Below are 13,406 nucleotides of genomic sequence, written 5' to 3'. Positions count from 1 at the left end.
ATCCCCCTTTAATATGCCGGAAGCATGTCTGTCGACTATTGTACCACTGCTGACTCCGAAATCATATTTTCTGGGCAAACGTACAAACCATTCATGTTTTAAAGAATACGTTATAAGAGCGATATGAAAGGAGCGAGGACTTATTAGAACATTCAGGGCAATCCTATCGGGGCGAAATGAAGTGCCTCCTGTAAGAACGATAGCTTCAGGAGATGCTATTTTTCAGCTGAGCAGCAATCGCACTCAGTTACGATTCCGGCTGGTGATCCGAAATATTAACCGGGTGACCCAGGCCCATATTCATCTTGGCAGAAGAGGGCAGAATGGTCCCATCGTAGCCTTCCTGTTCGGTCCGTCCAAATTTGGCATCTCCGTTAGACGAGGAGTCATCCGCGGTGTCCTGACGAGCCGAGATCTAATCGGACCTCTGAAAGGCAAAACGATCCGCGACCTCATTCGTGAGATCGAAAGAGGGAACGCCTATGTCAACGTCCATACCATACAATTTCCAGACGGAGAAATTCGCGGTCAAATCACCTGTTAATAAATGCAGTTGGCAAGCCTATGTCGCTGACATGGGCTATTTTCATGTCTAAGGGCGGTATAATACCCAAGCCGAGGGGATGCGCCAATGTTTTGATTCGTCAATTGTTTTGCGTTCTGCAGATGCACTTCAGCGTGTTCCTGCCAGCGTATGATGTTTTCGATTACGGGCTTGTAGGCAGCTGGTGCGGCATCTCTCATGACCAATAAACCGGAATGTACGTCGCGATCCAGCCGCTCGGCGTTCTGTATGCAGGCAACCAGTGTCGCAATAATGGTCGGGGCGCTCTCTCCGTTCACCAATCTTTGGGCTGAACCGGCCGCAGTCACCCGATGATAAGACGCAGGGACAAGACTGGCATGCATTTCTGAATTTCCTTGTAAATTTTGCGTTTCAGGTATATGAAACAACTCCGTGCTCATGGAACAGACCATCTGTTCGCCATACAGACTGTTGTATAATTCAGTTAATACAGACTGCCACATCTCATTTTGTCTCAATCATAACACCTTCCCGGCAATTGATAGGCGGATATCCTGTTATATCGTATGCCGGTTATCCTGACTTGCTACCGCTTCGCGGCTTTCACCTTTATCTTTTATATATAGAAGCATTCGAATTTTTGAGCGCGTATTTGATGAATCCGACGATATATTCCTCGTCACCGACATTCATTGCGATGCGAGCGACACTCGGCTGCAGCGCAGACCGGCCAGAATCTATCCCAAATATGTAAAGAGCAAAAAGCGGATTCGAACGTTGCGGCATCGACATCTATCTGATCAATAAGACGAAGCAAATGATTTACCATCTCTATGATGATCGGGGGTGCGATGTCATCTGCGCTGCCTTGGATCCGCTGCGGCCGCTCTATGAAGAGTTCAACGATTGGATATTGGAATATGACCGGGAAAAAATAGAGGGGCTTTTCCGCCACTCTTGCGATGTTATGACGTGAACGCAGCGATGGTCTGTCCCCCCTGGCTTCCGGCTTACACGAACTGCCGGATGTCGTTGTTGCGGCCGAAGCGGAAGATCGCGATGAGCGCGAAGACCGCGGCGAAGGCGATCAGAATCGCCATATTCAGAGCCAGGCTGCCGAACGTAACGCCTTGCTGCAGCTTACTGATCATGTCCAACAGCCAATGCTGCGGCATGAAGTGCGAGATTTTGCGCATCGTGTCTGGCATGATGTCCATCGGGAAGAAGCAGCCGGCGAGCAGACAGGACGGCGTAATGATCAGATTTTGCAGGGCGCCTGCGCCCGCGCTGCTCTTCGAGAAGGCGACGATCAAGAGCGAGAGGCTGATGGCCGTAAAGGCGAACAGGATCAGCGCCGCGATTATATTGCCATACGGGATGCCCGAGTCAATATGGAGGATGTTCTTCATCACGATCAGCGTGACCGTAATCTGCAGCAGCATAACCACGACATTGACGGCCACGTTCGAGAGCACATACGACCTTGCGGAGACGGGTGCGGACAGCAGCCGCAGGAACGTGCGGTTCTCTTTCTCCTTCAGAATCATCTCCGACATGCTCACCGCGGAGTACATCATGAACGCGACGAGGAAGCCAATCGATTGATAGGTCATGGACTTCATGTTCGACGTATCCTCCAGCGTCTCGGCCGTCACCTTGAACCGCTGCTGGCTGTATGCGGCATAGATGGTGTCGAACCGGGCATCATCGCCTTCAGCACTGCGGCCAATCGCGGCCACGTTGCCGACAAAGTTCTGAAGCATCGCCTTGACGTAGGCGGTGACCTGCGTCCCTTTCACGGAGATGATATCCAGATGTTCCGGCTTGCCGGCACGCACGCTTGCGGCGAACCCTTCGCCGAACACGATGCCGCTGTCCAGGTTGCCTGCCGCGAGATCGCGCTTCATCGCCGCTTCATCCAGGACCGTGATTTTGATCTGATTCAAGCCTTCCAGGAAGCGGATCGCATCCTGTGTAATCGCCTGATCGCCGTCCAGGTTCAGCATGCCGACGCGGAGCGTCCCGCTGCTATGGTTCGCATATATCATCATGGACAACAGCACACCGGCGACGGGCAGGCCGAAGTAGATAAGCCAGTTCTTTTTATTGCGGAATGTCTCGGTCATTGTTTTGCGGATAAGCCATATCACTTCGCTCATATTAGAACGCCTCCCGTCTGTGCATAAAGATGATCGCAATGAAAAGAAAGAGAGCCGCAATGCCGGTATTCAAGCCGATTACCGGCCACCCTGCGGCCGCATCGCCGGCGTAGATGATCTCTGTCAAAGCGGTATTGGCCCAACGCAGCGGCGACAGATTGCTGAGCCAATCCATGTAGCCCTCCATCTCGCTAATCGGAAAATACGCCCCGCCGAGAAACGAAGCCACCTGCGTAAACATCATGATCAGGCCTTGAGAGCCCTCGCCCTGAAACAGGAAGCTTATCGCGAGTCCCAAGCTCACTGCGAGCAGCACCTCCGTCAGCAGTACAAGAAAGATCATGCCGTAATGCGTGCCCCAATCGGCATGGAAGGCGAATTTGCTGAACAAGACGACCAGCAGGACGCACAGCAGATTGATGAACGTGCTCCCGATCACTTTTCCGATGAATATCTCGCCTTTGCCGATAGGAGCCGCCATTAAGCGGATCGACGTATGGCGGCTGCGCTCGCCGCGGAACAGATAACCGGCCGAGAAGACCGAGTAGAGCGCGATCATCGTCGTCATCGCGATCGCGTAATAACCGAAGGAGTCCGGGCGCTTGTCCGGATTCAGCGCAGTGTCACGGATGAAATCGCCGCTCTCCCCGGCCCCGCCGACGATCGCCCGGGCTGCCGCCGGATCGGTATGGAAAGCCGCGGCCATCAGCGAGTAGCGATCGGCGAACGCGGTCAGCATGCCCTGTATAATGTTGCTTTCGATCGTGTTTTTACTGCTTCCATAGAACTGGATGCCGTCGCCATCAACCTCCGCATAAGCGGTAAAGCGGTTCGTGCGGACCTCCTCCTGGCCGTTCATGCCGGCGGTGGCCTGCACGACCTCGACGCCTTCCTGCTCAATCGCCTGCACGAACTGGTTCCAGGCTGCCGTTCCTTGCGAATCGGTCCATTCATTGCGGACGAGCAGCCGCAGACCGTCGATCTCTACGCCGTCCGTGAACGCGTTCGTGAGCGCGGCCCCAAGAATCAGCATCAATACGATCGGCAGGGCGAGCATAAACACAAAGGTTCGGGTATTGCGAAGATTGGATTTGATTTCTTTGAGCGCGATATTCCAAATGTTCATAGCGGCTTCCTCCTTAATCCCGCAAGTTCCGGCCGGTTAAGGTCAGGAACACCGTCTCCAGATTCGGCGCTTGCTCTTCGACCGATCGGATTTCCACCTGATCCTTGATCAGTTGTTGGATAATCAGGTTCAGATTATTGATTTCCGCTTTGGATATAACTTTGAGCATCTGCTCCTCCAGCCGCACTGAGGTGATGCCCGGTATCTGCCGGATCGCATCCACTTCGAGCGCCGGGTCCGATGACTTGATGCCGATCCAGATTTCCTTCGATTCGGTAATCGTCGCGGTCAGCTGCTCCTTCGTGCCTTCCGCGATAATTTTGCCGTGATCGACGATCGCGATGCGGGTGCAGATTTCTTCGACTTCTTCCATGTAATGGGTTGTGTAGATGATGGTGCAGCCCATCTCGTTCAGCTTGCGCACCGAGCCCAATATATAATTGCGGGAATGCGGGTCGATCCCGACCGTCGGTTCATCCATAATGATTAGCTTCGGCCGATGAGCGATGGCGCAGGCGATGTTCAGCCGGCGCTTCATGCCGCCCGAGAAGTTTTTGGGGAAGCTGGCATGCTTGTCGCCCAAGCCTACGAAGTCCAGCGCTTCTTCGGTGCGCTTCTTCAGCAGTTCCCCCCTCAGGCCGTACAGGCCGGCAAAAAAATGCACATTCTCATAGGCCGTCATATCCTCGTAAATTGCGAGGTCCTGCGGCACGATGCCGGTGTTCATTTTGGCGAAGCGGCTGTCCTTCGCGATATTTTTGCCGAGCAGGCTGATCTCCCCCTTGGTGCTCCGCAGCAGGGACGCGATCATATTGATCGTCGTGCTCTTGCCCGCGCCGTTGGCGCCCAGGAAGCCGAAGATCTCCCCTTCGCGCACGTTCAGCGATATATTGTCGACGGCGATAAAATCACCGAATTTTTTGGTCAAATTGCGGATTTCCAGTACGTTGCTCATCCGGCTCACTCCCTCCATGGTTCTGTCCGTATTGTAATAAAAAAGGATGCGCTTATGTCAGTGCATAAGTTCATCCTCTGTCCATGAGAATATTCACGTTGTTCGGCATGAGAATGTTCACCGGCCTCATCGGCCTCCGCAAGGCAGAAGGGTCGTTACGGTAAAGCCATTCATCCCGTCGACGATAACCGTGCCTCCTGCGGAAGCGGCCCGCTCCTCCATGCCTACCATCCCAAGCCCTTTCACGACCTTCGCTGCCCCGACGCCATTGTCCGATAGGCCAGCGTCGCGGCCACGCCTTCCCGGGATGCCAACTCGTCGACGAACAGGCGGAGCCGATTGATCCCCATCTCCTGGGGCCGCGGCTTCATGTCCTTGAGCGTCAAGCGGATGCGCTCCAGCCCGTCCTTGGAGATCGCGATGGCATTGCCCAGCAGCTCGGACGCCTTGTCCCGGTCGGCGGCCAGCAGGCGCCGGGCCGCCTCCATTTGAATCAGCGCGCCCGCCATAGCATGGCCGACGTCGTCATGAATCTGCTGGGAGAGCCGGTTCCGCTCCTCCAGCTTGATCGTATATTCGGACTGGCGGATATATTCGTTGTTCTCGCTCAAGGTGCGGGCCAGGCGCTGCAGATCTGCCCGCATCTTTTCCCGCTCGCTCTCCAGCCTGGCCAGCTTGCCGCTTAGCCCGCTGCCGCAGGCGTACAGCAAGTAGCTGAGCAGGGCGCTAAGCAAGTATAGCGGAATCAGATCGGGAGGAATGAAGAGCAGCGGCGGCAGCATGCATACGAAGGCGAGCAGCCTCCGATCCGAGCAGGAAGAAATAAATTCGTACACATTGATCGGAAGCAGCAGCAGGAACAGCGGGTCCAGCCGGAGCGCGCATACGATGACGAATACGGCGGAGCAGGCGATCAGGAGCTGCTTGAGCCGGATTTTTTTGAAAATGGGAACCGCGATGTTCACGGCGAGATACAGCAAGTAGGAGAGAATATGCCACGGGCTTGCCGCGGAAGCGAAATTCATCAGAAATGAGGCCATCACAATATAGCCGAGCACCACCGCTTTATTGCCGATCGTCCATAATTCCATAGGCGATAATCTCCTAACTCCTATTCATCCGACGTTCTCGCTTCGCCCGTCAAATAATAGATCGCAATCTGCGTGCGATGCTCGAGTCCCGTTTTATTCAATATCGAGGTAATGTAATTGGCGACGGTTCCTTCGGAAATGAACAGCTTCTTGGCGATTTCCTTGTTGGATAAGCCGCGGGCGATATGGTCCATCACGCCCAGCTCCCGTTCGGTGAACGGGCTGCGGTCGATTTTGCATCCGTTCGAATCGGCCGCAGGCGGCGCCGGGGTTCCTCCGGACTCGGACATGGCCGCGGGCGGGGAAGGAGGATGGCCTGCGGGAAGGTTCGCTTTGATCTTGTCCAGCACGACATCCTGCAGCACGTGATGGTCGTTGCAGACGCTCTTGATGGCGTCGCGAATCCGTTCAGGGTCATTGTTCTTGAGCAGATATCCGCGCGCTCCCGCCCGGATGGCTTCCAGCACGAACTCGTCGTCGTCGAACGTCGTCAGAATGAGCGGCTTGACCTTGGTCTGCTCCGTCAACAGGCGGGCCGCCTCGACGCCGTTCATATTCGGCATCCGCACATCCAGCAGCGCGACATCCACGTCGTGGCTCTTGCAGAATGCGACCGCCTCGGCCCCATCCTCGACCGTGCCGGCCACTTCGAATTCCTCGAAGCTGGATAATATAATTTTCATGCCTTCCCGAATAAACGAATTGTCGTCTGCGATCAGCACTTTGATAGTCAACTGCGGTCTGCCTCCTGTCGCGCGATCTTCATTTCTGTAGTATGACCGATAATCCCGCCGTTGCGCAAGTTTTTTTCAAGCCCCTTGCAGACGTCAAACAGCCCCCGTCTTAGAGCAAGACGAGGGCTGCACGAATGGTTGGCTTATTCCATTACAATATCATGCACGAGCACCGGCGCTTCCGCATGGTCGCCGATGCGGATGTTCGCGTAAATCTTCTCGATGACATCGTCGACGTTCTCGCGATTCGCATAAATCGTAACGAGGGACTCGCCTGCCTGAACCCGGTCCCCGATCTTCTTGTTCAGCATCAGGCCGACCGCAAGATCAATCTCGGAATCCTTCGTCGCGCGTCCCGCGCCGAGCAGCATGGCCGCCGTTCCAATCTCGTCCGCGACGATCTCGGCGACGATGCCGTCCTGACGTGCCGGGACTTCGATCTGGTACGACGCTTGCGGAAGCAGACTCGGATCATCCGCCACGGCTGGATTGCCGCCCTGATTCGCGATGAATTCCTTGAACTTCTCCAAGGCCTTGCCGTTGCGGATGACTTCCTTCAACTGCTCCTCCGCTTCTTCCAAGGATGCGGCCTTGCCCGCAAGGTAGACCATCTGCCGGCCCAGCGCCAGGCACAGCTCCTCCAGATCGGCCGGCCCGTGCCCGCGCAGCGTATCGATCGCTTCCTGCACCTCCAGGGAGTTGCCGATCGCGCGCCCAAGCGGCTGGCTCATGTCCGAAATGACGGCCATCGTCTTGCGGCCGACGTTGTTGCCGATGCTGACCATCGCGTGTGCGAGCTCCTTCGCATCCTCTGCCGTCTTCATGAAGGCGCCGGCTCCTGTCTTTACATCAAGCACAATCGCATCGGAGCCTGCCGCGATCTTCTTGCTCATAATCGAGCTGGCGATGAGCGGAATCGAGTTCACCGTGCCGGTGACATCGCGCAGCGCATATAGCTTCTTGTCCGCCGGCGTCAGGTTGCCCGTCTGTCCGATGACGGCAATCTTATGCGTATTAACGAGATTCACGAACTCGTCCTTGCTAATCTCGACATGGAAGCCTTCGATCGATTCCAGCTTGTCAATCGTACCGCCCGTATGGCCGAGTCCGCGCCCCGACATCTTCGCCACCGGAATATCCAGTGCCGCGACCAGCGGCGCCAGCACGAGCGTCGTCGTATCCCCGACGCCCCCGGTCGAATGCTTATCCACCTTGATGCCTTCGATAGCCGACAGATCGATCGTGTCCCCGGAGTTCACCATCGCCATCGTCAGATCGGCCCGTTCCCGCTCCGACATATCCTGAAAATAAATGGCCATCGCCCAGGCGCTCACCTGATAATCGGGGATGTCCCCCTTCGTATATCCTTCAATGACGAAGTTGATCTCCTCCGTCGTCAATTCCTTGCCATCCCGCTTCTTCGCAATCAAATCCACCATTCTCATCGTTGATGCTCCTCCCTGTCTCCCGTTGATTGATGCGCTGCCCCGTCTGAGGCGGGCTTGCTTGCCTAACAACTCGGACCGCTAGATCGAGATCGCCGTCTCCAGCGCGACCTCCATCATGTCATGGAAGGTCGTCTGGCGATCGGCGGCCGTCGTTTCCTCCCCGGTCAGCAAATGATCGCTTACCGTCAAAATCGTCAAGGCCTTGGCGCCGTATTTTGCCGCAAGCGTGTACAGCGCCGTCGTTTCCATTTCGACGCCAAGCACGCCGTAATCCATCAGCTTCTTCACGACGGATTTGTCGCCGCGATAGAACATATCCGAGCTGAATACGTTGCCGACATGCAGCTTCAATCCCTTGGCCATGCCCCGTTCATAGGCTGCTTGCAGCAAGGGGAAGCTGGCGATCGGCGAATAATCATACCCGCTGAATTCGTGGCGGTTCATGCTGGAATCGGTGCACGATGCCTGGGCAAGAACAACGTCGCGCACATGCACATGCTCCTGCATCGCGCCGCAGGTGCCGACCCGGATTAAATTTTTGACGCCGTAATCCGCAATTAACTCATTGACGTAGATGCTCGTCGTCGGTATGCCCATGCCCGTGCCTTGAACCGACACCCGCTTCCCGCGATAGGTGCCGGTGAAGCCGAGCATGCCCCGCACCTCGTTATAGCACACGATGTCCTCCATATACGTCTCCGCAATATGCTTCGCTCGCAGCGGATCGCCCGGAAGCAATATCGTCTCTGCAATCTCGCCTTGCTTTGCTCCAATGTGAACGCTCATCCCGTTCCTCCTCCGTTAGCCAGCGAGCCCGTTCCGCAGGGGAACTTGGCATCGCGATTCTATTTTTTCTTCGCTTCTTTACAGGAACAGACCGGCAACCGTCGCCGACAGCACACTGACCATCGTGGCGCCGTACAGCAAGCGCAGGCCGAAGCGGGCGACCGTGTTGCCCTGCTTCTCATGCAGCCCCTTCACGGCCCCGGAAATAATGCCGATGGACGAAAAGTTCGCGAACGAGACCAGGAAGACGGATACGATGCCAATCGTCCGTGGAGACATAACGCTATCCTTCGTCATGGCGGACAGATCGAGCATCGCGACGAATTCATTAGCCACCATTTTCGTGGCCATGATGCTGCCCGCATCGACCGTTTCCGCCCAAGGCACGCCCATAAGGAACGCGATCGGCGCAAAAATATAACCCAAAATTTGCTGGAACGTAATGCCGAACAATGTTCCGAACAGGCCATTAATCAACGCAATCAGGGCGACGAAGCCGATCAGCATCGCTGCTACGGTAATGGCCACCTTGAACCCGTCCATAATATATTCGCCCAGCATTTCGAAAAAGGATTGCTTATGCTCGTCCTGAACTTCCAGAATGTCCTCTTCCTTCGACACCGTATACGGATTCAGAATCGATGCGATAATGAAGCCGCCGAACAGGTTCAGCACGAGCGCCGTGACGACATATTTCGGCTCGATCATCGTCATGTATGCCCCGACGATGGACATGGAGACCGTCGACATGGCGGAAGCGCACAGCGTATACAGGCGGCGCTCCGGCAGCATGCCGATTTGCTTCTTGACCGAAATAAACACTTCTGATTGCCCCAGTATGGCGGACGCAACCGCATTATACGATTCCAGCTTGCCCATGCCGTTCACCTTGCTGAGCGCAAGGCCGATATATTTGATAATGAACGGTAAAATCTTCGTATATTGCAAAATGCCAATCAGTGCGGAAATGAACACAATCGGCAGCAGAACCATCAGGAAAAATTGCGTGCCCTGCCCTTCGTTCATGATTCCGCCGAACACGAAATTAACGCCTTCCGCCGCATAAGCCAGCAGCGCTTCGAAAACGGAGGCAAACCCCCGAATCAGCTTCTCGCCCACCGTCGTGTTCAACAATACGAACGCCAGGACAATCTGCAGCACAATCATTTGCGCCAGCGGCCGATAGCGAATGCGGCCCCGGTCCTTGCTCGCCATATAGGTCAGTCCGAATACGGCCAGCAATCCGGCAATAGCAATCACATATTTCATCTCAAGTTCCTCCCAAGCTCAAGCATGCAAAACAAGTCCGGATTCCTGTTACCGCTTACAAAAGGCCCAGGACAGGAAAGCTATTCGCTGTCCTGTTCCATGTCTTCGGCGGAAAAAGCGCCCGGCAGCAAACGGGAAATCGTCCACTCCTCGGTATTGCCATGAAGATTCGACAAATAGATTCTCGTGCCGCTGTCGCAAAATTCAGCCAGCACCTGACGGCACGCGCCGCATGGAGCGACCGGACCTTCGGTATCCGCGACGACGGCAATGGCTTCGATCTTCTTCTCGCCCTCGGACACCGCTTTGAACACGGCGGTTCGCTCCGCGCAGTTCGTTAAACCATAGGACGCATTTTCCACGTTGCACCCGCGAAATATTTTCCCCCCCGCGAGCACGGCGGCCCCCACCTGAAACCGGGAATACGGCGCATAAGCCTGCTTGCGCGCTTCCAGTGCCTCTTGAATCAATTGCTCCTTCATGATCTGCTCCTCCTTCATCGGCGCTTCTCCGCCAACGTTTGCTTTCTTCCACAGCACTCTAGTATGAAGATGACGACTCCATGCCATTCATAATGCTTACTCCGGAACTCGCTCCGATTCGCGTAGCTCCCGCTTCAATCATAGTGTTGACATCTTCCAGGCTGCGTACTCCACCGGATGCTTTCACGCCTGCTCGCTCTCCAACCGTTCTGCGCATGAGCGCCACGTCTTCCCGCGTAGCTCCGCCCGTAGAGAAGCCAGTCGATGTCTTCACGAAGTCCGCGCCGGCCTTCACCGCCAGCTCGCATGCGCGAATCTTCTCTTCCTCCGTAAGCAGGCATGTCTCAATAATGACCTTGACAAGCGCTTTCCCGGAAGCGGTTGCCACGACGGCCGCGATGTCCCGCTCCACAAAGTCATCGTTCCTTGCCTTCAATTGCCCGACATTGATGACCATATCGATCTCATCGGCCCCGTTCGCAATCGCGTCCGACGTCTCGTAGACTTTGACAGCCGTTGTCGAAGCGCCAAGCGGGAACCCGATGACCGTGCACACCTTGACCGGGGTGCCGGCAAGCTGCTCGGCGCAGTACGCCACCCATGCGGGATTAACGCATACCGAGGCAAATTGATATCGTGTCGCTTCTTCTGTCAGCTTCTTAAGCTCGTCTTTCACTGCGTCTGCCCGCAGCAGCGTGTGGTCAATCATTTGCGCAATGCTCATGCTGAACACCCCTTGAATAATTTATTCATCATACTTATAGATTAACCATATTGATTTCACAGGTATCATAACACGCGTCTGAACCGATGTAAACACTTCACAGAAATTATGTTCATAGCAAATTCGTGAACTTGCCGCTTGAAGAAGAGGACTGCCCATTTTCGGACATCGTTCTGACAAAAAAAGCCCCCTGGAACAGCGGGAAGACGAGTCTCCGCTTGCTTGTTCCAAGGGGTTACAGATCAGCTTAATTGTTCGATCTTTTGCTTGATTTCTTTGATTTTGGCCAGCATGGCCGCTTGCTGCTCCGGATCATCCGGCGCCGACTGGCCCATGAATTGCGCCAATTGATGTTCCAACTGTTGAATCCGGTTGATCGTGCCCGTATCTTTCGCTTGCTTTGCCTCGCTCGCATGATCGATGTATTCGCTGTAGGTTCCATTGAACAGGGCCGCTTCATTTCCGCTTACATCGAGGATGCGGTTGGCGATCCGCTTTAAAAAATATTCGTCATGGGAGACGACAATGATCGAGCCCGGAAAGGCGCAGAGCGCTTCCTCTATCCGCTCTCTCGTCTGAATATCGAGGTAGTTGTTAGGCTCATCCAGCACGAGAAGATCGGCTTTTGAAAAATAGAGCTTCACGAAAGCGACCCTGCATTTTTCTCCCATGCTCAAAGCCGATATGTTACGGTGCACGGCGTCCCGCCGGAACAAAAAACAGCCTAGAATCGTGCGGGCATATGTTTCCGTCATATCCGGCAAACTGAGAATACTGTCCAGAATCGTCTTGTCGGTATTCAATCCTTGCAGCTCCTGGGAGAAATACCCGATGCGGCAGGCAGGATGGCGCCAGACGGTTCCTTCCACGGCAGCGAGCTGGCCGATAAGTAATTGGACGAGCGTTGTCTTGCCCGATCCGTTCGGGCCGATAATCGCCAGACGATCCCCCCGCTCCACATGGAAGGTAACATTCCGGAGCACGCTGCGCTGCCCGTATGCAAAAGAAACGCGATCCATTCGCAATACATAACGGGCCTCGAACCTGGATTCGCTGAATTCCAGCTTCACCTGCGGATCCTCTTTGTACGCATCGACTCGATTGTTGTCGAGCCGTTCCAGCTTCTTTTCCAGCGCCTTGAAGCGGGAGGCGCTTTTGGTAGAGCGGGAGGAGAAATAGCCCTTCTGGGATTTCGCCTCCACCCGCTTAGCGGAAGCATGCGATTGCGCGAACCACTGCTTATACCGGTTAATGGCTTCCAGCAATTCCTGGCGCTCCCGCTCCTGCTTCTCATGCAAATTTTGCTGCGTAACGATCTGAAGCGAACGCTGCCGCTTGAATTCGGAGTAGCCGCCTCTGAACTTCATCGTTCCCGAGGCGGTCAGCTCGTAGGTCACATCGGCGACATGATCGATGAAATCACGGTCATGGGATACAAACAGGACGGTCAGCGGGCATTGGTGAAGCCACGCCTTGAGCCAATCGATGGAGGCTTTATCCAAATGGTTGGTTGGCTCGTCCAGCACCAGGAACGGCGGATCCTGCAGCAGCACCTTGGCCAGCTGGGCCCTCGTCTTTTGGCCTCCGCTCAGCTTCGAGTACGGCATGCTCCACATTTCGGGAGGAAGCTGCATCGCGTGCAAGCTCTTTTCCACCTTCGTGTCCCATTCGTACCCTCCCCGTCCCAAATACTCGTCAAACACCGCGGCGTATTTGTCCAGAAGCTGCTGCTCGCCGGCATCCGCCTCTTCAAGCAGAGCCTGCAGCCGCTCCAGCTCGTGCTTCAACTCGAACACCCGGGCCGCACCGGATTGAACAAATTCAAGCAGCGTCATCTGTTCGCCTGCGCTCACATGCTGTTCGATCCATCCCCACTGATCTGCCGGATACTTCCTATAAATCGTTCCCCGGGTCAGCCTGATTTTTCCCATGATCGCTTGCAGCAGCGTCGTTTTGCCGACACCGTTATTTCCAAGCAAAGCGACATGCTCGCCTTCGGCGATTTCCAGCTGGACATCTTCAAACAGCGTCCGGCCGTCCCACGACTTGGCCGCATTCTCTACATGTAACGCAATCATCTATGCCTTCCACCCTTTGACTGGTTCT

At 55.2% G+C, this 13,406-nt stretch carries 13 protein-coding genes and 1 pseudogene; 2 read left to right on the top strand and 12 right to left on the bottom strand.

The genetic code is table 11. The features are described from left to right. The first annotated feature begins 142 nt into the window (after positions 1 to 142). Positions 143 to 544 carry a CHRD domain-containing protein gene (locus NNL35_RS07485; protein WP_083835633.1) on the top strand — a complete coding sequence of 134 codons (402 nt, stop codon included), beginning with the start codon at positions 143 to 145 and terminating at the stop codon, positions 542 to 544. Here NNL35_RS07485 and NNL35_RS07480 read toward each other — a convergent pair. After that, positions 541 to 1,044, bottom strand: a complete 504-nt coding sequence (locus NNL35_RS07480) for a hypothetical protein (protein ID WP_006679492.1) — start codon at positions 1,042 to 1,044, stop codon at positions 541 to 543. The genes NNL35_RS07485 and NNL35_RS07480 overlap by 4 nt on opposite strands. A 100-nt stretch (positions 1,045 to 1,144) precedes the next feature. On the opposite strand from NNL35_RS07480, the pseudogene NNL35_RS30625 reads away from it, so the two are divergent. Further along, a pseudogene (locus NNL35_RS30625) lies at positions 1,145 to 1,502 on the top strand (DUF3885 domain-containing protein). A 34-nt stretch (positions 1,503 to 1,536) separates the two neighbouring features. Here the strand turns inward: NNL35_RS30625 and NNL35_RS07470 are convergent. The 11 genes from NNL35_RS07470 to abc-f all read right to left on the bottom strand — a co-directional run bounded on the left by NNL35_RS07470 (position 1,537) and on the right by abc-f (position 13,378). Further along, positions 1,537 to 2,685: an ABC transporter permease gene (locus tag NNL35_RS07470; protein ID WP_006679494.1), complete on the bottom strand. Its 1,149-nt coding sequence runs from the start codon at positions 2,683 to 2,685 to the stop codon at positions 1,537 to 1,539. A gap of 1 nt (position 2,686) precedes the next feature. Next, the gene (locus NNL35_RS07465) at positions 2,687 to 3,811 is read right to left on the bottom strand and encodes an ABC transporter permease (protein WP_006679495.1); all 1,125 of its coding nucleotides are present in this window, start codon (positions 3,809 to 3,811) and stop codon (positions 2,687 to 2,689) included. Positions 3,812 to 3,824: 13 nt separating this feature from the next. After that, complete coding sequence (locus NNL35_RS07460; RefSeq protein WP_006679496.1) at positions 3,825 to 4,766, bottom strand: ABC transporter ATP-binding protein; 942 nt, start codon at positions 4,764 to 4,766, stop codon at positions 3,825 to 3,827. A 242-nt stretch (positions 4,767 to 5,008) separates the two neighbouring features. Beyond that, positions 5,009 to 5,857, bottom strand: a complete 849-nt coding sequence (locus tag NNL35_RS07455; RefSeq protein ID WP_254553112.1) for a sensor histidine kinase — start codon at positions 5,855 to 5,857, stop codon at positions 5,009 to 5,011. A gap of 20 nt (positions 5,858 to 5,877) precedes the next feature. Beyond that, positions 5,878 to 6,591: a response regulator transcription factor gene (locus NNL35_RS07450; protein WP_006679497.1), complete on the bottom strand. Its 714-nt coding sequence runs from the start codon at positions 6,589 to 6,591 to the stop codon at positions 5,878 to 5,880. A gap of 143 nt (positions 6,592 to 6,734) precedes the next feature. Then, positions 6,735 to 8,036: a pyrimidine-nucleoside phosphorylase gene (locus tag NNL35_RS07445; protein WP_006679498.1), complete on the bottom strand. Its 1,302-nt coding sequence runs from the start codon at positions 8,034 to 8,036 to the stop codon at positions 6,735 to 6,737. 81 nt (positions 8,037 to 8,117) lie between these two features. Continuing rightward, entirely contained in the window at positions 8,118 to 8,825 is a 708-nt protein-coding gene (gene deoD, locus NNL35_RS07440) for a purine-nucleoside phosphorylase (protein ID WP_006679499.1), read from the bottom strand. A gap of 78 nt (positions 8,826 to 8,903) precedes the next feature. Further along, positions 8,904 to 10,094, bottom strand: a complete 1,191-nt coding sequence (locus NNL35_RS07435; protein ID WP_006679500.1) for a NupC/NupG family nucleoside CNT transporter — start codon at positions 10,092 to 10,094, stop codon at positions 8,904 to 8,906. Between the two features lie 80 nt (positions 10,095 to 10,174). Next, the gene (locus tag NNL35_RS07430; RefSeq protein WP_040734179.1) at positions 10,175 to 10,576 is read right to left on the bottom strand and encodes a cytidine deaminase; all 402 of its coding nucleotides are present in this window, start codon (positions 10,574 to 10,576) and stop codon (positions 10,175 to 10,177) included. 58 nt (positions 10,577 to 10,634) lie between these two features. Further along, positions 10,635 to 11,300 (bottom strand): deoxyribose-phosphate aldolase, encoded by a 666-nt coding sequence (gene deoC / locus NNL35_RS07425; RefSeq protein WP_006679502.1) that lies wholly within the window; start codon positions 11,298 to 11,300, stop codon positions 10,635 to 10,637. A gap of 242 nt (positions 11,301 to 11,542) precedes the next feature. Continuing rightward, on the bottom strand, positions 11,543 to 13,378 hold the full coding sequence (gene abc-f / locus NNL35_RS07420) for a ribosomal protection-like ABC-F family protein (RefSeq protein ID WP_006679503.1): 1,836 nt from the start codon (positions 13,376 to 13,378) through the stop codon (positions 11,543 to 11,545). Positions 13,379 to 13,406: the final 28 nt, after the last annotated feature.

The organism is Paenibacillus dendritiformis (assembly GCF_945605565.1).
Lineage (GTDB): Bacteria > Bacillota > Bacilli > Paenibacillales > Paenibacillaceae > Paenibacillus_B > Paenibacillus_B dendritiformis_A.
Note: the sequence above shows the minus strand (reverse complement) of the source record. Positions and strands in the feature narration are given on the sequence as shown.

What these genes read in the sequence shown, in the direction of transcription:
- NNL35_RS07470 (WP_006679494.1), bottom strand. Translation starts at nt 2,685, where the DNA reads ATGAGCGAAGTGATATGGCTTATCCGCAAAACAATGACCGAGACATTC.
- NNL35_RS07465 (WP_006679495.1), bottom strand. Translation starts at nt 3,811, where the DNA reads ATGAACATTTGGAATATCGCGCTCAAAGAAATCAAATCCAATCTTCGC.
- NNL35_RS07460 (WP_006679496.1), bottom strand. Translation starts at nt 4,766, where the DNA reads ATGAGCAACGTACTGGAAATCCGCAATTTGACCAAAAAATTCGGTGAT.
- NNL35_RS07455 (WP_254553112.1), bottom strand. Translation starts at nt 5,857, where the DNA reads ATGGAATTATGGACGATCGGCAATAAAGCGGTGGTGCTCGGCTATATT.
- NNL35_RS07445 (WP_006679498.1), bottom strand. Translation starts at nt 8,036, where the DNA reads ATGAGAATGGTGGATTTGATTGCGAAGAAGCGGGATGGCAAGGAATTG.
- deoD (WP_006679499.1), bottom strand. Translation starts at nt 8,825, where the DNA reads ATGAGCGTTCACATTGGAGCAAAGCAAGGCGAGATTGCAGAGACGATA.
- NNL35_RS07435 (WP_006679500.1), bottom strand. Translation starts at nt 10,094, where the DNA reads ATGAAATATGTGATTGCTATTGCCGGATTGCTGGCCGTATTCGGACTG.
- NNL35_RS07430 (WP_040734179.1), bottom strand. Translation starts at nt 10,576, where the DNA reads ATGAAGGAGCAATTGATTCAAGAGGCACTGGAAGCGCGCAAGCAGGCT.
- deoC (WP_006679502.1), bottom strand. Translation starts at nt 11,300, where the DNA reads ATGAGCATTGCGCAAATGATTGACCACACGCTGCTGCGGGCAGACGCA.
- abc-f (WP_006679503.1), bottom strand. Translation starts at nt 13,378, where the DNA reads ATGATTGCGTTACATGTAGAGAATGCGGCCAAGTCGTGGGACGGCCGG.